Annotated in this window: 21 protein-coding genes; 5 read left to right on the top strand and 16 right to left on the bottom strand. The window is 63.4% G+C overall.

The window, feature by feature from the left end:
* Positions 1-114 precede the first annotated feature (114 nt).
* The 6 genes from AC07O2_RS21415 to AC07O2_RS21390 all read right to left on the bottom strand — a co-directional run bounded on the left by AC07O2_RS21415 (position 115) and on the right by AC07O2_RS21390 (position 4,612).
* Positions 115-483 carry a VOC family protein gene (locus AC07O2_RS21415; protein ID WP_495234302.1) on the bottom strand — a complete coding sequence of 123 codons (369 nt, stop codon included), beginning with the start codon at positions 481-483 and terminating at the stop codon, positions 115-117.
* A gap of 195 nt (positions 484-678) precedes the next feature.
* A complete protein-coding gene (locus AC07O2_RS21410; RefSeq protein WP_495234301.1) occupies positions 679-1,473 on the bottom strand; it encodes a transporter substrate-binding domain-containing protein in 795 nt (264 codons plus the stop codon).
* A 30-nt stretch (positions 1,474-1,503) separates the two neighbouring features.
* A complete protein-coding gene (locus AC07O2_RS21405) occupies positions 1,504-2,322 on the bottom strand; it encodes an amino acid ABC transporter ATP-binding protein (protein ID WP_495234300.1) in 819 nt (272 codons plus the stop codon).
* Positions 2,306-2,962: an amino acid ABC transporter permease gene (locus AC07O2_RS21400; protein ID WP_495099200.1), complete on the bottom strand. Its 657-nt coding sequence runs from the start codon at positions 2,960-2,962 to the stop codon at positions 2,306-2,308. The genes AC07O2_RS21405 and AC07O2_RS21400 overlap by 17 nt, the downstream gene beginning before the upstream one ends.
* Positions 2,959-3,708 (bottom strand): amino acid ABC transporter permease, encoded by a 750-nt coding sequence (locus tag AC07O2_RS21395; protein ID WP_495234299.1) that lies wholly within the window; start codon positions 3,706-3,708, stop codon positions 2,959-2,961. Before AC07O2_RS21395 ends, AC07O2_RS21400 begins: the two co-directional genes overlap by 4 nt.
* Before the next feature lie 541 nt (positions 3,709-4,249).
* Positions 4,250-4,612: a winged helix-turn-helix transcriptional regulator gene (locus AC07O2_RS21390; RefSeq protein WP_495234298.1), complete on the bottom strand. Its 363-nt coding sequence runs from the start codon at positions 4,610-4,612 to the stop codon at positions 4,250-4,252.
* A 114-nt stretch (positions 4,613-4,726) separates the two neighbouring features.
* Here AC07O2_RS21390 and AC07O2_RS21385 point away from each other — a divergent pair, with 114 nt between their 5' ends.
* Together AC07O2_RS21385 and AC07O2_RS21380 are read left to right on the top strand one after the other, a co-directional pair.
* Positions 4,727-5,461 (top strand): SDR family NAD(P)-dependent oxidoreductase, encoded by a 735-nt coding sequence (locus AC07O2_RS21385; RefSeq protein ID WP_495234297.1) that lies wholly within the window; start codon positions 4,727-4,729, stop codon positions 5,459-5,461.
* 71 nt (positions 5,462-5,532) lie between these two features.
* Positions 5,533-6,135 carry an NADPH-dependent F420 reductase gene (locus tag AC07O2_RS21380; protein ID WP_495234296.1) on the top strand — a complete coding sequence of 201 codons (603 nt, stop codon included), beginning with the start codon at positions 5,533-5,535 and terminating at the stop codon, positions 6,133-6,135.
* Between the two features lie 285 nt (positions 6,136-6,420).
* Here AC07O2_RS21380 and AC07O2_RS21375 read toward each other — a convergent pair whose 3' ends face one another.
* From AC07O2_RS21375 to AC07O2_RS21335, 9 genes are all read right to left on the bottom strand, one after another.
* Entirely contained in the window at positions 6,421-6,567 is a 147-nt protein-coding gene (locus AC07O2_RS21375) for a hypothetical protein (protein WP_495234295.1), read from the bottom strand.
* A gap of 57 nt (positions 6,568-6,624) precedes the next feature.
* Positions 6,625-7,206 (bottom strand): PM0630 family protein, encoded by a 582-nt coding sequence (locus AC07O2_RS21370; protein WP_495234294.1) that lies wholly within the window; start codon positions 7,204-7,206, stop codon positions 6,625-6,627.
* 209 nt (positions 7,207-7,415) lie between these two features.
* Complete coding sequence (locus AC07O2_RS21365; protein WP_495234293.1) at positions 7,416-8,450, bottom strand: SIS domain-containing protein; 1,035 nt, start codon at positions 8,448-8,450, stop codon at positions 7,416-7,418.
* Positions 8,451-8,458: 8 nt separating this feature from the next.
* Positions 8,459-9,523, bottom strand: a complete 1,065-nt coding sequence (locus AC07O2_RS21360) for a YdcF family protein (RefSeq protein WP_495234292.1) — start codon at positions 9,521-9,523, stop codon at positions 8,459-8,461.
* Between the two features lie 35 nt (positions 9,524-9,558).
* Positions 9,559-10,461 carry a glucosamine kinase nucleotide-binding domain-containing protein gene (locus AC07O2_RS21355; RefSeq protein ID WP_495234291.1) on the bottom strand — a complete coding sequence of 301 codons (903 nt, stop codon included), beginning with the start codon at positions 10,459-10,461 and terminating at the stop codon, positions 9,559-9,561.
* On the bottom strand, positions 10,458-11,597 hold the full coding sequence (locus AC07O2_RS21350) for an ABC transporter ATP-binding protein (RefSeq protein WP_495234290.1): 1,140 nt from the start codon (positions 11,595-11,597) through the stop codon (positions 10,458-10,460). The genes AC07O2_RS21355 and AC07O2_RS21350 overlap by 4 nt, the downstream gene beginning before the upstream one ends.
* A 14-nt stretch (positions 11,598-11,611) precedes the next feature.
* Complete coding sequence (locus tag AC07O2_RS21345; protein ID WP_495106764.1) at positions 11,612-12,442, bottom strand: carbohydrate ABC transporter permease; 831 nt, start codon at positions 12,440-12,442, stop codon at positions 11,612-11,614.
* A 19-nt stretch (positions 12,443-12,461) separates the two neighbouring features.
* Positions 12,462-13,376, bottom strand: coding sequence for a carbohydrate ABC transporter permease (locus tag AC07O2_RS21340; protein ID WP_495096645.1), 915 nt, complete (start codon positions 13,374-13,376; stop codon positions 12,462-12,464).
* Positions 13,377-13,499: 123 nt separating this feature from the next.
* Positions 13,500-14,747 (bottom strand): ABC transporter substrate-binding protein, encoded by a 1,248-nt coding sequence (locus AC07O2_RS21335; protein ID WP_495106765.1) that lies wholly within the window; start codon positions 14,745-14,747, stop codon positions 13,500-13,502.
* Between the two features lie 272 nt (positions 14,748-15,019).
* On the opposite strand from AC07O2_RS21335, the gene AC07O2_RS21330 reads away from it, so the two are divergent.
* Genes AC07O2_RS21330 through AC07O2_RS21320 form a run of 3 tightly spaced genes read left to right on the top strand, consistent with a single transcriptional unit; the run spans position 15,020 to position 18,459 of the window.
* On the top strand, positions 15,020-16,279 hold the full coding sequence (locus tag AC07O2_RS21330; RefSeq protein ID WP_495234289.1) for an ABC transporter substrate-binding protein: 1,260 nt from the start codon (positions 15,020-15,022) through the stop codon (positions 16,277-16,279).
* A 10-nt stretch (positions 16,280-16,289) separates the two neighbouring features.
* Positions 16,290-17,009: a response regulator gene (locus tag AC07O2_RS21325; protein WP_495234288.1), complete on the top strand. Its 720-nt coding sequence runs from the start codon at positions 16,290-16,292 to the stop codon at positions 17,007-17,009.
* Complete coding sequence (locus AC07O2_RS21320; RefSeq protein WP_495234287.1) at positions 17,002-18,459, top strand: ATP-binding protein; 1,458 nt, start codon at positions 17,002-17,004, stop codon at positions 18,457-18,459. Before AC07O2_RS21325 ends, AC07O2_RS21320 begins: the two co-directional genes overlap by 8 nt.
* An 85-nt stretch (positions 18,460-18,544) precedes the next feature.
* On the opposite strand, the gene nagA is transcribed toward AC07O2_RS21320, so the two are convergent.
* On the bottom strand, positions 18,545-19,666 hold the full coding sequence (gene nagA / locus AC07O2_RS21315) for an N-acetylglucosamine-6-phosphate deacetylase (protein ID WP_495234286.1): 1,122 nt from the start codon (positions 19,664-19,666) through the stop codon (positions 18,545-18,547).
* Positions 19,667-19,668: the final 2 nt, after the last annotated feature.

The raw sequence follows: 19,668 nt of genomic DNA, 5'->3' as shown, positions 1-19,668 counted from the left end.
CTACGCAAACAGGACTGAAAGCCGTAAATGAAAATGGCTGCTGGCGCTCGTAGTATCTGCGCTGGTAGCTATGCATTTGATAGTCACTTCTGCAAATCCGGTGTGATTTTCCAACTAACCTCCAACCCGGTACGCTCGGCTGGAAACACTTACCGAATTCCCGTCCGGATCTTTGGCGTTGGCGAAGGCATAGCCATTCGCTTGGTGAATGACGCCAAACTGTAGTCCACGCGTGGCGGCCTCAGCGACGAAGGCCGCAACATCCTCCACATGAAAGCTCAGCTTCACGCCCACTTGCCCCAGCTTGACGGATTTGGCGGCCTGATGGATCAGGATCGCAGCGCCGCCGTGGGGAGCCTTCAGTTCAATCAGGCCTTCGCGCACTTCGCCGTCCGTGTTGAAGCCAAAATGCTGCACATAAAACGCGGCTGACTTCTGCATGTCGCGCGCGTAGAGGATGATGGTGCCGAGTGGGGATTGCATGGAAGAAGGGCACTGGCGAAAGGGCCAAGCGACCTCTTCGATTATCAGCGCTGCCCCGCTGCAGCTGCGCCAAATCGAGGACGACCTGTGGGCTTCGGGCGGTGAGAAGAGCACCTTGTTTGGCGCTCAATCAGGCTGTAGCGCAAGTATTACCTGCGCTACCAGCTACCAATTAAATAGCAATCTTCACCCAACTCAAGCCGGCTTCACCACATTCGTCGGCAAATCTCGACCGTGGTACTTTTTATAGATGGCGTTGAGCTTGCCGCTCTTGATGTTGGTGGTGACCCAGGCGTTGATCCACTCCTTCAGCTTGGGCTCGCCTTTGTTCATGGTGATACCCAGGCCGGAGTCGAGCTGCGAGAACTTCACCTCAAAATTCTTGCCCGGCGCGCGCTTGTTGATTTCGCCCATGTTCGATGGCGTGCTGGAGAAGATATCTACCTGGCCGGTGACGACCGAGGTAATCAACGTGGCGTCGTCTTCATAGCGCATGATTTCCGCGCCCTTGGCTTCCTTGGTGGTCAGCGCGTCGTTGGTGGTGGCGCGGGTCAAACCCACCCGCTTGCCGGCCAGGTCGGCGTAGCTGGTGATCTTGATGTCCTTGGGGGCCGACACGATGATGGTGATGGCTGAGTACGGGATGGAGAAGTCGACCACCTTGGCCCGCTCTTCCGTGATGGACAGGGCCGAGATCACCAGGTCCGCGCGCTGGGCTTGCAGCGTGGGGATGCGCGCTGCGGTGGTGATGGGCACGATCTCCAGCTTCACGCCCAGGTCTTTGGCCAGCTCGGTGGCGGTGTCTACGTCTGAGCCGGTGGGCTGCAGGTTCGCATCGGCAAAGCTGAACAGCGGCGTGCCGATGGCGATGGCCACGCGCACCTTGCCGGCTTTCTTGATGTCGTCAAACTGGTCGGCTATCGCAGCGTGGCTGCCGCAGGCCAGCAGCACGGTGGCGATGGCGGTGCGGGTGAAGTGGGTGGTGTGCATGTTTGTCTCCTGGTGATTATGGGTAAATGTTCAAAGGCCGTTGTCGAGAAAGGCTTTGAGCTCGGGCGTCTTGGGCGCGTCCAGCATGTCGCCGGCGCCGACCTCCCAGACCTTGCCCTGGTGCATGTAGATGATGCGGTCGGCGACGCGCTTGGCGAAGGCCATTTCGTGCGTCACCAGCAGCATGGTCATGCCGCCGGCGGCCAGGTCCTCCATCACGCGCAGCACCTCGCCGGTGAGCTGTGGGTCCAGGGCCGAAGTCACTTCGTCGAACAGCATCACCTTGGGCGACATGGCCAGCGACCGGGCAATCGCCACGCGCTGCTGCTGGCCGCCAGAGAGTTGCTCGGGGTAGGCTGCGGCTTTCTCTTGCAGGCCGACCTGCTCCAGCACGCGCAGCGCCACCAGATGGGCTTCGGCGCGCGGCAGCTTCTTCACATGGCGCAGCGCCAGCAAGATGTTTTCTTCCACCGTCAGGTGCGGAAACAGGTTGTAGCTCTGGAATACGATGCCCACTTCCAGCCGCAGCTGCTTCAGGTCCACTGTGGGGCTGTCGACGCGGATGCCACAGACTTCGATGCTGCCTTGGTCGATGACTTCCAGCCGGTCAATGCAGCGCAGCGCCGTGCTCTTGCCCGAGCCGCTGGCGCCGATGATGGCGATCATTTCGCCCTTGGCGACTTCGAAGGACACGCCTTTGAGCACCTGGTTCGCGCCGAAGCTCTTGTAGACCTGGTCCAGCTTGACGATAGGGCCGGGTTGGGCAGTAGTGTTGACACTGCCACCGCCTTCGGTAGCGACCAGGCCGGTGTACAAGCTGCCGGGCAGGGGGTTAACGGTTGGCGACATTGAGTTTTTTCTCCATCGCTTCGCTCCAGCGCGACAGCGGATAACACAGGGCAAAGTAAAACGCACCGACGATCGTGAAGATCAGGAAGGGCTGGAAGATGCTGTTGTTGATGATCTGGCCGGCGCGGGTCAGCTCCACAAAGCCGATTACCGAGGCCAGCGAAGTCATCTTGATGATCTGCACCAGAAAGCCGACCGTGGGCGGCAGCGACAGGCGCACCGCCTGCGGAATGATCACCAGGCGCAGCGTCTGCCAGCGGCTGAAGGCCAGGCATTCGGCGGCCTCCCATTGCGGCTTGGGCATGGCGTCGATGCAGCCGCGCCAGATCTCACCCAGATAGGCGCTCACATACACCATCATCGCGATGCCGGCCGCCACCAGCGAGGGCAGCGAATAGCCGTAGACCGACAGGCCAAAGTACACGATGAACAGCAAGATCAGCAGCGGAATGCCCTGTATGCACTCGATATAGGCCAGCGCCATCCAGCGCAGCCAGCGGCGCGACGAAATGCGTGCCAGCATCACGCCAAAGCCGCCGATGCTGCCCAGCACGAAGGCCACTGCCGACAGCACCAGCGTCCAACCAATCGAGGTAAACAGGTACAGCAGGTGTGTGCCAGTGAAACTGCCCCAGCTCATGCCGCACCTCCGTGGCGAGCGACCTGCACGGTCGGCTCCAACTGCTTTTGCCGGCTATTGCGCAAAGCCGCCTGGCGGATCACGCGGCGGCGGCGGAACAGGGTTTCACCCAGCAGATGCGTCAGCAGCTTGATCACCAGCGACAGCGCCAGGTACAGCGCCGCGACGACGATATAGGTTTCCAGCGAGCGGAAGGTGTCGGATTGCACGGTGTTGGCAATCGCCGTCAGCTCTTCGGCCGATATCTGCGAGGCCATGGCGGACGCCTGCATCATCAGCAGGAACTGGCTGGTCAGCGCGGGGTAGACCTTCTCGATCGACGGCTGCAGCATCACATGCCAGCCTATGCGCCACTTGGACAGGCCCAGGCATTCGGCGGCCTCGATCTGGCCCTTGGGCACCGACTCCAGCCCGGCGCGGATGATCTCGGCAGCATAAGCGGCGATGTTGATGATCATCGCCAGTACTGCGGCGGCAAAGGTCGGCATGCGGATACCCACACTGGCCAGGCCAAAGTACAGCAGAAAGATCTGCACTAGAAACGGCGTATTGCGCACCACCTCGATGTAGCCGGCACAGATGCGCGACAGCGGCTGGATCTGGCTGCGCTTGGCAAAGGCCACCAGCGTGCCGACCGCGACGCCGACCACCACGGCCACCGCCGTCATCTTCAGCGTCAGCCAGGCGCCGTTCAGGAACACGGGCCAGTAGGGAAGCAGGGTGCTGAAGTCGAGCGCGTACTTCATGCTTGCTGCGCCTGCCCGTGGGCTGTGCCCGGGGTTGCGTGGCTTGGCGCGGGCTGTTGCGGTAAGGGCGTATGGAGAGGCCGACGAGGTGGCCGACAAAAGGGCCGAGGTGGGCGGGCAACGTGCACAGAAATCATGGTGTCCGAGGTGGTTAGTTATCTGTTGTCGTACAACGCAAGGCGGATTATGGGTAGCGCCAAGGGCTTGGCTTCAGGGGGTATTCCCTTGGATGCCGCTGGTGGGTTGCGGCCGGGTTTTGCTATGCAAATAGGACTAAAAACTGTGCATAGAAAAAGCTGCCAGCGCAGGTATTACCTACGCTGGCAGCTATTAAATCGATACTGATTTTTTCCCAAATGGGGCAGGAACTCAGCGCGTGCTGGTGACCTTGACAGATGCCGTGGTCGGTCTGGGTTCTGGCCGCGTGCGCGGGCTAGGGCAGGTAGCCCTATCTTCCGGTCAAGAGTTGTTTGGCTTGGAGGTTGCGATGCTCAAAACGATGTGTGCGACAGATGCAGAAGCGACGGTCGCCGCGCGCCTGCTAGGGCAAAGCGTCGCGCTTGGCAAAGATGCTTGCCATTTCCACCGCATTCTCGGTTCCCCACGTGCACAGCGGGACGATCGCCTCAGCCAAGCTGCGACCGAGCGGGGTCAGCGCGTAGTCCACGCGCGGCGGCACCTCCTTGTAGTCGGTCCGCGCCAGTACGCGATCGGCCTCCAGATCCTTCAATTGTTGGATCAGCACCTTGTCGCTGACGCCCTGGACCAAACGCTTGAGCTCGCCGTAGCGCTTCGGGCCGTCGCGCAAGAAAAACAGGACCAGCGGTTTCCACCTGCCCGAGATGATGCGGAGCGTGGCGTTGAGTCCGCAGCCGGTGTCGCAGATTTGAGAGGGTATTGTCATTTTTTTTTGGTACTTACCTAAAAGTGCATACTTGTCCTTAGGTTATCAGAACTGCATCTGTCCTCAAGCAAGCGAATCCCCGCTTCCTTACCACGTCAACCAAGGACAGATGACATGAACAGACTGAACGGAAAAACCGCCGTAATCACCGGTGGCGCGACAGGTATCGGCCGCGCCACAGCAAAGCGCTTCATCGATGAGGGCGCTTTCGTCTTCATCTTCGGCCGACGGCAGGATGCGCTCGACGCCGCTGTGGCCGAGCTTGGGGCCAATGCCCGCACTGTGAAGGGCTCGGTCTCGGATGAGGCCGACCTCGACCGGCTCTACGCGGCGGTGAAGGCCGAGCGCGGAACCCTCGACATCGTCTTCGCCAATGCCGGCGCGGGAAGCCCGCTTGCGCTCGGCCAGATTACTGCCAAGCATATTGACGAAACCTTCGACACGAATGTGAAGGGCACGATCTTCACGGTCCAGAAGGCGCTGCCGCTGATGGGCCAGGGCGGTTCGATCATCTTGACCGGATCGAGCGCTGGCACCACGGGCGCCCCTGGATTCACTGCCTACAGCGCGAGCAAGGCGGCAGTGCGCAACCTCGCGCGCACCTGGGCGGAGGACCTGAAGGGCACCGGCATCCGGGTCAACGTGCTGTCGCCCGGGGCGACGGCGACTGAACTCGCGAAGGAAGCCCTGGGCGAGGAGGGCCAGAAGGCCTACGGCGCGATGACTCCGCTCCAGCGCATGGCCGATCCGGCGGAGATCGCAGCAGCGGCCGCCTTTCTCGCGTCGTCGGACAGCAGCTTCATGACCGCCAGCGAGGTCGCCGTCGACGGCGGTCTGGCGCAACTCTAACGCGCTACGCCCGGCGGGCACTCCATTCGATATTCGGAGCCCGCAGGGCGCGGTAAACCAAAAGGAAATATATGAGCTACGCAATTATCGGCTTTGGCAATATCGGCCAAGCCCTGGCCAAGGCGTTTGCCCGCAAGGGCATCGAAGTATCCGTTGCAACCACACGCGATCCGGAAAGCTTTGCATCCGCCGCGGCCGCGATCGGACCCACGGTCATTCCCAAAACACTGGCGGAAGCGGTCAAGGCGGACATCGTCTTTTTGGCCGTCCGTTTCGAGTCGCACCCGGATGTCGCGAAGGTGCTGCCGAACTGGAAGGGAAAGACCATCATCGACGTGACCAATGCCTACGGCGTGTCCCCGGAGAAGCTGGGAGGACAGCCTTCTTCCAAGGTCGTCGCGCAGGCCTTCTCTGGTGCAAAACTGGTCAAGGGCTTCAATCATCTGGTCGCTGCCGTCCTCGACCAAGATCCGGCCGTACACGGTGGCAGGAGAGTCGTATTCCTGGCGAGCGACGATGACGGCGCAGCAGCGGAGATTGGCGCACTTGCGGAGAATCTCGGTTTCTCGCCGATCAAACTTGGCGGGCTTTCGGAAGGTGGACTGCTTGTGCAGGCACGCGGAAATAGCTGGGGTCAACTGATCTTTAAGGACTTGGTCAAGTTCGACGGATGAACACGATATCCCCACCGGTAGGAACACGGCGCTCTCGATCGGATCGGGAGCGATCTGACGATCCGCACTCGATCAAGGTGTTCGATCACTCGATCAAGGGCGAGACCGATCGCTTCGTCTATCGGTTCGTGAAGCCCTGACCGATTGGGCTGACTTCAATTGCAGTTTGGTGACATCAAGGCCATCTTCCTGTTTTTTCGGGAAGCGCGGTCAGTGTTTCTTCCGTATCGTTCTGCAGCGTCCTCGGACGCTGCAGCAAGCTTTCGCTCAGAGCACATGCATGCGTCAAAAGGAATGCATAGGTCGGTGGCCGCGCGCGCGGGCCACGGCTTCGACCAGCAGGTAGAAGCTCTGGATGGCGGTGATCGGGTCCAGGTCTTCGTGCGGCGCGGTGGCCAGGGTCAGGTCGCGGCTGGCGCCGGTTTTTCGCAATTTGCTGTTGAGTCGGGGGATTTGCGGGGAGGACTTATATCGGTTTGGGGCGGTTGGTCATCGCGGATCAATGACATCGAACTCGAACTGCACCGGCGCGGACTTTTCGATGAATGCACTGATCAGGTAGTGGCCTGGAGGATCGCCATTGGCCACGTCCCACGACTTTGAGATGGTGCCGTTGTAAATAGTCAGGGTCACATCCAGCGAAATCGTCTTGCGATCCGCTGAGGTACCGTACGGCTGGCCACCGGCGCCCCACGTCTTCGGGGTTTCGGGCAATGTCATGCGCTCGAGAACACGGACCTTGCCCGTCATCTGGTTGAGTTTCAGGATCCACCCGTAGCTTTGGTTGAGCACCCGAGGGACTGTGTCTGAAACCTTGAAGTCCAGCACGTCGTTGTTCGGGGCGAGTTTGAAGAGCCCGAAGACCGCATCAAGCGGACATGCTCCATTGGCTGTTGAAGCGACCGCACAAGCCTTGAACACAGCCGCATTGGATGTGGAAATGGATCCATCCGATGCAGCGGGAATCGGGGAGTCGTTGAGCGTGCGCGGCAAAGCGCTCGTCGTCTGCGCGTCAACGTGGACGCAGGCGGCAGCAGCGAAAAGAACAAGAAGCTGGCGAAGATATTTCATGATGTATGCGGCTCGGCAAGAGACTGCCAGCACCGTGCTGAACGCAGCAAAGTCTATCCGCAGATCGACGACTCCCAGCAGCCCAAGTAACCGAGTCACTACAAAGAAGTGACTAATTTTTAGTAATGAAAATAGCCGCTAGCGTAAGTATTCTCTGCGGTGGCAGCTATCAATTTGATACTGATTTCTGAGAAAGCCCGGGCGCAAGCTCAGCGCGTGCTGGTCACCTTTGACAAATGCCTCGGCCGGTCCGGATCCTGGCCACGCGCACGGGCCACGGCTTCGACCAGTAGGTAGAAGCTCTGGATGGCGGTGATCGGGTCTAGGTCTTCGTGCGGCGCGGTGGCCAGGGTCAGGTCGCGGCTGGTGACGTCGGCCGGTGCGGCCAGCAGCACGCGGGCGCCGCGCTCGCGCATCTCGGCGGCCAGCGCCACCAGGCTGGCCTGGGCCGGGCCGCGCGGGGCGAACACCAGCATGGGGTAGGCGTCGCTGACCAGGGCCATGGGGCCGTGTTTGACTTCGGCGGCGCTGAAGGCTTCGGCCTGGATGCCGCAGGTTTCCTTGAACTTCAGTGCGGCTTCATTGGCAATGGCCAGGCCCGGGCCGCGGCCTATGACCATCAGCCGCTCGGCGTTCAGCAGCGGGGCGATGGCGGCGGACCAGTCTTGCTGGCAGGCCTGGTGCAGCGCCTCGGGCAGGCCTGCCATCTGGGCGATGAAGTCGTTTTGTTCGCTCCAGCAGGCGGCCAGGCGGGCGCCGGCAACCAGGGCGCAGATGAAGCTCTTGGTGGCGGCTACGCTGAGCTCCGGGCCGGCGTGCAAGGGCATGGCCCAGTCCACGGCGGCGGCCAGTGGCGAGGCCACGTCGTTCACCAGGGCCACGGTGCTGGCACCCGTGCGTTGGAACAGCTGCATGGGCTCCACCAGGTCCGGGCTGCGGCCAGATTGCGATATGGAAATGGCCAGCATGTGTTCTATGGCCAGCGGTGCCTGGTACAGGGTCAGCAGCGACATGGGCAGGGATGTGACCAGCTGGCCGTTGCGGGCCATGATCAGATAGGCCATGTAGGCGGCTGCATGGTCCGAGCTGCCGCGCGCAATGGTCACGGTGCCGTGCGGTGGGCGGGCGCGCAGAGCGGCGCCCAGGGCTGCGTATCGGTCGGCGTCGGCAGCCAGTTGCAGCTGGACTTGCTGGGCGGATGCGACCGCCTCGGCGTACATATGGGTAGGTGTGGAACTGTTCATAGTTGGGTTTACTGTTGTATGCCGGGGAAGGCCCAGATGCCGCTGGTGCGCATCAGGTCGCGGTAGATCACCACGCGCTCTTGTTCAGTGACCTTCTGGGCTTCTTCCACGCTGGGGTAGTCCAGCTCGACCAGGCTGTCCCACTGCAGGTCCAGGCCCTGGTTGCGGCTGGCCTCGTCCAGCAGGGTCAGGCCGCGGCGGATATGGCTGGCGCTGGAGACCAGGGTGGCGCGGCGCACGCCCAGGTCTTTCAGGATGGCGGCGCAGTTGACGGCATTACCCACCGTGTCCTTGGCCATGTCTTCCAGCACCAGGCGTGAACGGTCTATGCCCTTGGCGGCCAGCCATTCGGCCATGGCATAGGACTCGGTGATGCCGCCTTGCTGCACACCGCCGGACAGCACCAACGGCGCCTTGGGATACAGCAGGGCCAGCTCCAGGGCTTTGTCCAGGCGTTTGAGCAGGGTGGGCTGCATGACGCCGCCTTTGCCTAACGCATAGCCCAGTACCACGATGGCGTGTTTGTCCTGCGGCATGCCGGGGTTGGCCGTGGTGCGGATGGGCAGGGCCATCATGCGGGTGGCGCGGGCAAATTTGTCCTGGTAGGCGCGGGTACGCTCCGGCTGGGTTTGCGCCAGCGTGGCCAGAATGGCGTCGGATGCCTCGGTCTGGCCCAGGGCGCGCAGGTAGGCGGCTTGCAGCATGGGGGCTTCAAAGCCCTGCTTGTCCTTGGCCCAGATGTCGGCCCAGGTTTGTAGTGCACCCGCGGTATTTTTTTGCAGCACCTGGGCCGATGCCACGCCGAACAGCAGGTCCAGCCGCTCGGGCTGCAGCTTGGCGGCCTCGCGGAAGCTGTTTTCCACGATGTCGTACTTGCCTTTGAGGGTGATGCCTTTGAAGTAGTCCTTCTCGGCCTGTTTCAGGTCGCCACCATTCCAGTAGTAGTAGATGCCGGTCTGGATGATCTTGGCGGCGCGCTCCTGGGCCGGCGCGTCTACGGGTTCGGCCCAGGCCGGTGTCCATAGAGCGGCCAGCAGGCCGATGCACAGGGTGGTGTGTAAGCGTGGTTTCATGGTGTGTTGCAAAAAGAGTGTCAAAGCTGGGCACTCTAGGCAAAGTGCATGACAAGCAGTTGCAGGGCGCCTTGCAATGCATCGGCCTGGGGTTGTACCAGCCGTGCGTGTAGGTAGGCGGGCAGGCGCGGCGCCAAACGCTGGCCTATGCTGCCCCAGATGGCCAGGGGTAGCTGGCCCATCGGGTCTACCGACAGCGCCAGGCGCTCCAGCGTGTGGACGGCTTCGTCCAGCAATTGGGCGGCGAACGGGTCTTGCGCCGCGCAGTCGAACACCAGCGGGGCGAGCGTGGCAAATTCGGCTTGGCCGGCGGCGCAGCACCAGGTCAGCAAGGCATCGGCAGACGGACCTGCGGCCTCCAACACGGCGTGGGTGAGCGGGCTGGGCGGGCAGCGACCGTCCAACGCCTGTTGCGTCCGGTTTACCGCGCGCAGGCCTAGCACGGCGCCGCCGCCTTCGTCACCCGACGGGAAGCCCCAGCCACCGGCGCCAGAGCGCCGTCCGTCCGCATGCTGGGCCTGGGCCACGGTGCCGGTGCCCGCGATGACCAAGGCGCCAGGCCCGCCCTGGTACGCCCCCAGCAGAGCGGTAAATACATCGGAATCCGCCGTCAGATGGGTGTAGCCCGGGTTGGCGGCCAGAAAGGCAGAGCGCCAGCCGGTGTGGTTGTAGCCTGCAATGCCTATGCCCAGCGCGCAGTTGTGCAGGTCGGGCGCGGGTTGGTCGCCCAGCGTGCTGGTCTGCGTCGCACGTTCAATGGCCAGCGAGATGTTTTGCCAGGCCTGGGGAATGCCTTGCATCAGGCCGGATGCACCGGCCTTGCCTTCGCCCAGCAGCGTGCCGTCGCGCAGGGTCAGGCGGGCGCGGGTGCTGCTGCCGCCGCCATCCACCCCCACCAGGTAGTGGATGTGTGCGGGTAAGTTGGTTGGCTGCGTCATACCGTGTGGGCCGATCGCATATTGCCGGGGCGCAGGCGCGGGCAGGCGCTGCCATCGGCGCGGAACAGGTACATGGCTTCGGGCGCGGCACGCACGATGACCGAGTCGCCCAGGCGCACCAGGGCGTTGCCGTCGCCGCGCACCACCAGCTCCTGGCCGTCGTCGGTCTTCAGGTACAGCAGATTGGATTCACCCAGGTGTTCCACCAGGCTGATCTCTGCGTCCAGCGCGGCATCGTCTACACCCGGCGCACGCTCGCCGGAGAGGATTTCACAGTGCTCGGGCCGCAGGCCGATCTCTACCGATTCGCCCACTTGCAGCCCGGTGTTGTCCACCGTGGCCAGGAATTTGCAGCCATTGCCCAGCTGCACGCGCACGCCGTTCTCCGCCAGCTCGATGACGCGCGCGGGCAGCAGGTTGATGGTGGGTGAGCCTATGAAGGTGGCGACGAAACGGTTCGCCGGCTGCTGGTACAGCGACAGCGGCGTGCCGGCTTGCTGCACCCGGCCTTCGTGCAGCACCACAATTTTGTCACCCAAGGTCATGGCCTCGATCTGGTCGTGCGTTACATAGACCATGGTGGCGGCCAGGTCGCGGTGCAGCCGGGCCAGCTCGATACGGGTTTTGGCACGCAGCGCGGCGTCCAGGTTGGAGAGGGGTTCGTCGAACAGAAACAGCCGCGGCTCGCGCACGATGGCACGGCCAATCGCTACGCGCTGGCGTTGGCCGCCAGACAGTTCGCGCGGCAGGCGCTGCAGCAGGTGGTCTATGTGCAGCACCTTGGCGGCCTCCACCACCCGGCGTTCAATTTCGGCCTTGTCGGCGCCGTGGATCTTCAGGCCGAAAGCCATATTGCGGTACACGGTCATGTGCGGGTACAGCGCATAGCTTTGGAACACCATGGCGATGCCGCGCTCGGCCGGGGGCAGGTGGGTGACGTCGTCGTCGCCTATGCGCAGCGTGCCGCTGTCGATGGCTTCCAGGCCGCACAGCACGCGCAGCAGGGTGGACTTGCCGCAGCCGCTGGGCCCGACCAACACCACCAGCTCGCCATGTTCTATGTCCAGGCTGATGTCTTGTAAAACGGGCGTGCTGCCAAAGGACTTGGAGACGTTTTGGATGGAAACTTTTGCCATGGTTTTTTAACGGGTTACTTGACTGCGCCGGCGGTAATGCCGCGTATCAGTTGACGGGAAAACAGGGCGTAGAGCACGACGACCGGCACGATGGCCAGGGCCAGCGCGGCCAGCACGGCATTCCAGTCGGTGGCGTATTGGCCCACGAACTGCTGTATGCCCAGGGTGATGGTCTGGGTCTTCTCCGAGGGCGCGAGGATCAGCGGGAACCACAGGTCGTTCCAGATCGGCACCATGGTGAATACGGCCACCGTGGCAATCGCCGGGCGTATCAGCGGCACCACCACCTGGAAGAAGATGCGGAATTCATCTATGCCGTCGCAGCGCGCCGCGTCCTTCAGCTCGCCCGGCACTTGGCCCATGAATTCCGACAGGATCATGATGGCCAGTGGCAGGCCTTGGGCGATGTACACCAGCACCAGGGCGGTGAGGGTGTTCACCAGGCCCAGGCTGACCATGGTTTGCAAGATGGACACCGTGCCCAGGCGTATCGGCACCATGATGCCGAAGGCAAAGAACAGGCGCAGCCAGCGGCTGCCTTTGAAGCGGTATTCGGTCAGACCCCAGGCCGCCATGGAGCCCAGCAGCAGGATGAAAAACAGCGAGGCCACGGTGACGATGAAGCTGTTGCCAAAGTACAGCCATACGTCCGACCGGGCCAGCACCTTGTGGTAGCCGATCAGTGAAAAGGTCTCGGGCGTGGGCCAGGCCAGCGGGTCGTCAAATATCGCGCCGCGCTCCTTGAAGGAGTTCATGAACACCAGCAGGATGGGCGCCAAGGCCAATGCCAGGTAGCCCAGCAGGGCGGCGTGCACGAACACGCGGCTGGGGGCAACTTTCATCATAGGTTTAGCCATCATGTCCTCACAGGGCGAAGCGCTGCAGGCGGCGCTGCACCAGCAGAAAGTAAGCCGCCACGCCCAGCAGAATCACCAGGAACATCAGCGTGGCCACGGCCGCGCCCATGGTGGCGCTGGCCACCTGCGACTGGTAGCCAAAAAAGGTGCGGTAGAACAGCGTGCCCAGAATGTCGCTGCTGTAGTTGGGGCCGGCCAGCCCGCCTTTGACGGTGTAGATCAGGTCAAACGCATTGAAGTTGGCCACAAAGGTCAGGATGGTGACCAGGCCCAGCGTAGGCAGAATCAGCGGCAGACGGATCTGCCAGAAGATGCGCCAGGGCGAGGCGCCTTCCACCACGGCGGCTTCGATCACGTCCTCGGGGATGGCGATCATCGCGGCGTAGATCAGCATCATGGGAATGCCCACGTACTGCCACACCGACATCAGCGACAGCGTGACCAGGGCAGACGATTCCAGCCCCAGCCAGGGCGCGAACCAGTCCTGCAGCCCGACCAGCGACAGCAGGTGCTCGGATACGCCCCATAGCGGCGACAAAATCAGCTGCCAGACAAAGCCCACGATCACCACCGACAACAGCGTCGGCAGAAAGAACACCGTGCGGTAGAAGGCCGCAAAGCGCACATTGCGTAGCGACAGCAGGGCCGCCAGCAGCAGGCCGATCGGGTTCTGCAGCAGCATGTGGATGCCGAAGAACTTCAGGTTGTTGCGCATGGCGTTCCAGAAGCTGGCCGACCACTGCGGGTCTTGCAAGATGGTGCTGTAGTTGGCCAGGCCGGAGAAGCTGCGCACACCGGTGTCATTGGTGCTGTACAGGCCCAGCCGCAGCGTGTCCAGCAGCGGCCAGGCGCTGAACACGGCGTAGATCAGCAGGGCGGGTGCGATGAACACCAGCACTCGCCAGGAGAATCCTTGTTTCATGGGAGACCTTGTTGGTCGGAGAAAGAAGCGGAAGGGTCATAAAGCCCCGTTCGGGCTGAGCTTGTCGAAGCCCTCTCGGAGGGGCGTTTCGACAGGCTCAACGCGAACGGGGGATTGGGCGCTTTACTTGCTTGGCGTGTACCACTTGGCAAATCCGGCTTGGATCTGCTGGGCCGCATCCTTGGGCGCCATCTTCAGGTTCATGACCTGGGAGCTCACGTTCCATAGCTCGTTTTCCATGCTGGGCGTGCCGCGGTTCATGATTTGCGCGTTCAGGCGGATGGTGCTCTTGCACTGGTTGCGCCAGCCAATCATTTCCTTGGCGACCGGGTTCTTCACCTCGATGGCGTGGCTGGACAGCGAGAAGAAGCCGGTGGCCTTGTTGGTGTACAGGTCGGCAAACTCCTTGCTCGCCAGCCAGTTCAGGAATACCTGGGCGTCGGCCTTGTTCTTGCTCTTGCTGTTGATGCCCATGCCGATGTCGGTGTGGTCGGAGATGTAGCAAGGGTCACCGGCCTTTTGCACCGGTGGTTTGAAGGCGCCGAAATCAACCTTGCTGTTTTGCTCAAAGTACGAGATGTCCCACGAGCCGGTGGGGTAGATGGCGGCGCGGCCGGAACCGAACAGGTTTTGCGAATCGCCATAGGTCTGCGCCTGGTAGCCCTTGGACATATAGGGCGCCCACTTGGCCATGGTTTCCCAGGTGCTGACGAACTCGGGGTCGGTGAACTTCTTCTTGCCGCTGATGATGCCCTTGCGGCCCTCTTCACCCTTCCAGTGGTTCGGGCCAATGCCGGTGAAGACGATCTGGTTGGTTTCCCACTGGTCGGCGGTGCCCAGGGCCAGCGGTGTGACCTTGCCGGCAGCCTTGATCTTGTCTAGCGCGGCGAAGAAGTCGGCTTCGGTCACCGGCACGCTCAGGCCCAGGTCGGCAAACACCTTTTTGTTGTAGAAAAAGCCGTGGATCACCGACGCCATGGGCATGCAGTGGGTGCTCTTACCATCGTCCGACTGCCAGGCCACCTGGGCCGATTCGGGGAAGTTCTTCAGGCCCGGGATGCCGTTGAGCTTTTCCAGAAAGCCTTTCTTGGCCAGGTCCAGCGACACGTCGAACGGGCGGCAGGTGATCAGGTCGCCGGCGGTGCCTGCGGTCAGGCGGGTGTTCAGCGCCGAGTCGTATTCGGGGGGCGAGGTGGGCGAGAACTTGATGGTGATGTTGGGGTTTGTCTTGTTGAAGGCGGGCAACAAAACTTCTTCCCACAGGGCTTTGTCGTCGACACGCCAGCTCTCGATGGTGAGGCTGCCGGCACTGGCAAGGCCGCTGCAAACAAGAGCCACGGCGGTGGCGGCAAGGCGGAGTTGGTAGCGCATGGGGTGTGTTCTCCTGGTCGTTGGTTGAACCTGACTGCCACTACGGACGGGATGTCTGGGTGCACAGTGGCCCGGAGGTTATGCTGTGATGTGCGTAACATCAAACCACCGACCTGCGCGTAACTTACTGTTTAAGTTGTTGATTTTGTTTATGTTTATTTCGCCTCCTGCTTTGCAGCATTACGCTTTATTACGTTGCGGCACGCCGCACCCGGGTGGCTGGGGCGGCCTGCCGGGCGCCGGGCTCACATAACATTACATTTCGACAGGAAATGAAAGTATTCGCCTTGTTCGTCTTGGGTCTGGCCGGTTGGCTGGGCGTGCTGCCGGCAGTACAGGCGCAGGCCCAGCCGGTGGACGTGCTGCACTGGTGGACATCGACCAGCGAGCGCCGGGCTGCCAACCAGCTCAGCCAGTACCTGGCGGCCAACGGCGTGCAGTGGCGTGATGCCGCCATCCCTGGCGGCGGCGGCATGGCGGCGGTCAAGGTGTTGAAGAGCCGGGTGCTGCTGGGCGACCCTCCCGACGTAGCCCAGCTGATAGGCACCACGCTGACCGACTGGGCCGACGTGGGCCTGGTGCTGCCGCTGAATTCTGTCGCTGCGCGCCAGCGCTGGGCGCAAAGCCTGTTCCCAACGGTGATGGAACTGGTGAGCTACCAAGGCGATGTGATTGCCGCGCCGCTGGGCATACACCGCATCAACACCCTGCTGTACAACCGCCGCATCTTCGCCCGCCTGGGCCTGACGCCACCGCGCAGCTGGGCCGAGTTTGAAGTGCTGTCGCGCAAGCTGCTGGCCGCCGGCACTAAGCCGCTGGCCTGGAGTGACGAGCCCTGGCAGATCGCCACCATGTTCGAGTCCGTGCTGCTGGGCGAGGTAGGCCCGGCCCTGTACCGCGAGCTGATCGTGCAGCGTAAAAGCAGCGCCTGGCTGGACCCGCGCGTGGAGCGTGCGCTGAACCGCCTGCGCTGGCTGCGCGCTGTGAATGGCGACACCCCGCGTGAGCAGACCTGGACCGATGCTGCCCGTGAGCTGCTGGTCGGCAATGTGGGCATGATGGTCATGGGCGACTGGGCCAAGGGCGAGCTGATGGCCTGGGGCGCCAGCCCGAGCAAAGACTTCGGCTGCGTGGTCGTGCCCGGCACCGAGAACATGCACCTCTACAGCATAGACACCCTGGCCATGCTGGTGAACGCGCGGCACCGCGAGGCTACGCAGGAGAAGGTGGCCGAGCTGGTCTCCAGCGTGCCGGCACAACTGGCCTACAACCGCATCAAGGGCTCGGTGCCCACGCACCGCGACATTGACATCAGCAGCCTGGACAGCTGCGCGCGCGACTCTTGGGACACTTTCGCCGACCCGCGCAGTGCGCGCGTGCCCAGCCTGGCACACCGCATGGCGGCCGACGAATCCATCAAGGACGCGGTCGCCCAAACCCTGTGGCGTTTCCTGGCCGACCCGCGCATGGAGCCCATCGAGGCCCAGCGCCGGCTGGCCGCCGTGATCCGCGCCCCTACCGCCGAACGTTGAAACCTAGCGTATGAACAGAACCATCCTGGTCGTGGACGACGACCAAAAAACCCGTAACCTGCTCAAGACCTACCTGGAGAAACACCAGTACGAGGTGCGTGTGGCGCATGACGGCAGCAGCTTTCTGGCCGAGTTTGAGCGCTTCAAGGACGAGCTGAGCCTGGTGATACTGGACGTGATGCTGCCCGACACCGACGGCTTCACCCTGTGCCAGACCGTGCGCAAGCAGTCGCCCGTGCCCATCATCATGCTGACCGCCAGTGCCGACGACACCGACCGCATCGTCGGCCTGGAGCTGGGCGCCGACGACTACATCGCCAAGCCCTACAACCCGCGTGAATTGCTGGCCCGCATCAAGGCCATCCACCGGCGCATGCAGCTGGGCGGCGGCGGGGCGGCACTGCGCTATCTGCGCTTTGCCGGCTTCACCATGGACCTGCTGGAGCGCCAGCTGACCGACCCGGCGGGCGCCCTGGTGGTACTGACCAGCATGGACTTCAACCTGCTGCGCTTTTTTGCCGAGCATGCGGGCGAAACCCTGGACCGTGGCCGACTGATGGAGCAAACCCGGGGCCGCGACCTGGGCCCGCTGGACCGATCACTGGACGTGCAGATCAGCCGCCTGCGTCAGCGCCTGCACGACGATGGCAAGCAGCCCCTGCTGATCAAGACGGTGCGTGGCAGCGGCTATGTGTTCTCCGCCGACGTGGTGCCCGCCAGCGATGGCTAAACGCCTGCACTGGTGGTTGCCCGACAGCCTGCTGGGCCGCATCGTGTTGGTGATGGCGCTGGGCGTGGGCAGCGCGCAGCTGGTGGGCACGCTGCTGTGGGCGCGCCAGCTGCGCGAGAGCGCACGCACCGAGGCCCTGGTGGCTGGGCGCCACCTGGCGCTGAACGCGGCGGGTGCCTTGCGCTTCTTCCGCGACCTGCCGCCCAAGTACCGGCCGATTCTGATCGAGCAGCTGCGCACCATGGGCGGCACCCGCTTCTTCGTCAACGTGAACCGGGCCCGCGTGCCCCTGACGCCGATCGCCGGCAACGGCCTGGTGGATGCGGTGGTGGATGTGGTGCGCGATGATCTGGTGCGCAACCTGCACACCGCCCAGGCGCCTGATGTGGCCTTCGCCTGGCCGGATGGCCTGCAGGTGTCCGACGACGGCCGTATGGTGCGCGACCTGCCCGAATCCTGGGTCGAGGCTACCTTGTTGATACGCCCGCGCCCGGCGCCGGTGCTGGTGATACAGGCCGAGTTCGAACCGGGGCGCTGGCTGTACCTGGCGGCGCCCATGCCCGACCCGTACTTTCTGGACAACGCCAACCCGCTCACCGCCGACCGGGTAGCGCTGCAGCTGGTGACCCTGCTGACGGTGCTGCTTCTGGCCGTTTTGCTGGTGCGCGGCCTGATCCGCCCTTTGAACCGCATCGCCTCCGCCGCCAATGCCTTTGGCAGCGACAGCGTGCCCGAGCCGGTGCCCGAAACCGGTACCGCCGAGCTGCGCCGCACCGCGCGCGCCTTCAACGAAATGCAGGCCCGCATCCAGCGCTACCTGGTGGACCGCGAGCGCCTGTTCCTGGGTATCTCGCACGGGCTGAAGACACCCATCATGCGGCTCAAGCTGCGCACCGAGTTGCTGGACGACGAGGCTCTGCAAGCCGACTTCCATGAAGACCTGGACGACCTGGACGTGATGGTCAAGGCCGCTCTGCAAAGCGTCAAGGACACCGACATCCACGAAAACCTGACCCCGGTGCGGCTGGACACCTTGCTGGCCCGCCTGGCCAAGCGGCCCATCCACCCCAACGCCAGCATCGAGTTCGTGGCCGATGCTGTGAGTGTGCAGGGCAAACCACTGGCGCTGGAGCGCGCTTTCAGCAACCTGCTGGACAACGCCGTGCTGTATGGCGAACGGGTGCAGCTGCGCCTGAGCGACCGGGGCGCGCTGGCCGTGGTGGAGGTGCGTGATTTCGGCCCCGGCATCGCGCAGGCCTCCATGTCCGCCGCGTTTGAACCGCATGTGCGCCTGGGCCATGGTCAGCAGAACAACCGCACCGGCACTGGCCTGGGTCTGGGCATTGCGCGCAACATCATCCAGGCGCATGGCGGCGAAATCCGCTTGCACAACCACGCGGAGTGCGGCCTGGTGGTGACCGTGCTGCTGCCCGCCGTGCAGACGGAGTAGCGGCAGGGTTGTACGGAGGTATATAAGAAATAAGCCTCTGGCGCAGATAACACCTGCGCAAGTGGCTATAAAAACAGTAGCAATGTCAGTCCAGGCTGATCGACCCACCTTCGACGTACACCGCCTGCAACGCCAGGTCGCGGTCCAGCACCACCACATCGGCCCAGGCGCCAGGCTGTAAGCGGCCCCGGTCGGTCCAGCCCATGTGGTCGGCTGCATAGGTGGACACGCGGTGCGAGGCATCCGCCAGGCCCAGCCCCAGCTTGTCCACCAGGTTGCGCAGGGCTTGGTCCATGCTGAGTACCGAGCCGGCCAGCGTGCCATCGGGCAGGCGCACGCCGCCCATGCACTTGGTGACAGTGTGGCGGCCGAGCTTGTAGTCGCCGTCGGGCATGCCGGCGGCCGACGTGGAGTCGGTCACACAGTAGAGCTTGGGAATAGCGCGCAATGCGGTGTGGATGGCGCCGGGGTGTACGTGCAGCAGGTCGGGAATCACCTCGGCAAACTCGGCATGGGCCAGCGCCGCGCCCACCATGCCGGGCTCGCGGTGGTGCAGGGCAGACATGGCGTTGAATAGGTGCGTGAAGCCCGTGGCGCCGCAGCGCAGCGCGGCCACACCCTGCTCGTAGCTGCCCGTGGTGTGGCCCAGCTGCACCTTGAAGCCTTCGGCCACCAACTGCTCGATGAGTTCGGCGTTGCCGCCCACCTCGGGCGCTAGCGTGATGAGGCGGATGGGCGCCAACGCGTGCAGGCGGTGTATTTCTTCAAAGCTGGCGGGGCGGGCAAACGGGGGCTGTGCGCCCAGGCGCGCTTCGCTGATGTACGGGCCCTCCAGGTGCACGCCCAGCACGCGCGCGGCGTTGGGTGCGCGCTGCGCGCAGAGCGGGCCCATGGCGGCAAACGCCATATCCAGATCGCTCTGCGGTGCGGTCATTGTGGTGGCCAGCAGGCTGGTGGTGCCGTGGCGCGCATGCAGCGTGGCCACGTGCAGCGCCGCGTCGCCGCCTTCCATGATGTCGTGGCCCGCGCCGCCGTGCACATGCAGGTCGATAAAGCCGGGTAGCACCAGCGGCAGGCTGGCATCGCGTACCTGTGCCGCGTCCACCGGCGTACCTGTCAGCTGGGCAATGCGGCCGTCTGCGCCGAAGTGGATGTGGCCGCTGACGAAACCTTCAGGGGTCAGGATGTGTCCGTGGATGGATTGCATAG

The organism is Rhodoferax sp. GW821-FHT10B06 (assembly GCF_059415605.1).
The sequence above is the reverse complement of the archived record's forward strand: the minus strand, read 5'-3'. Positions and strand labels throughout refer to the sequence as shown.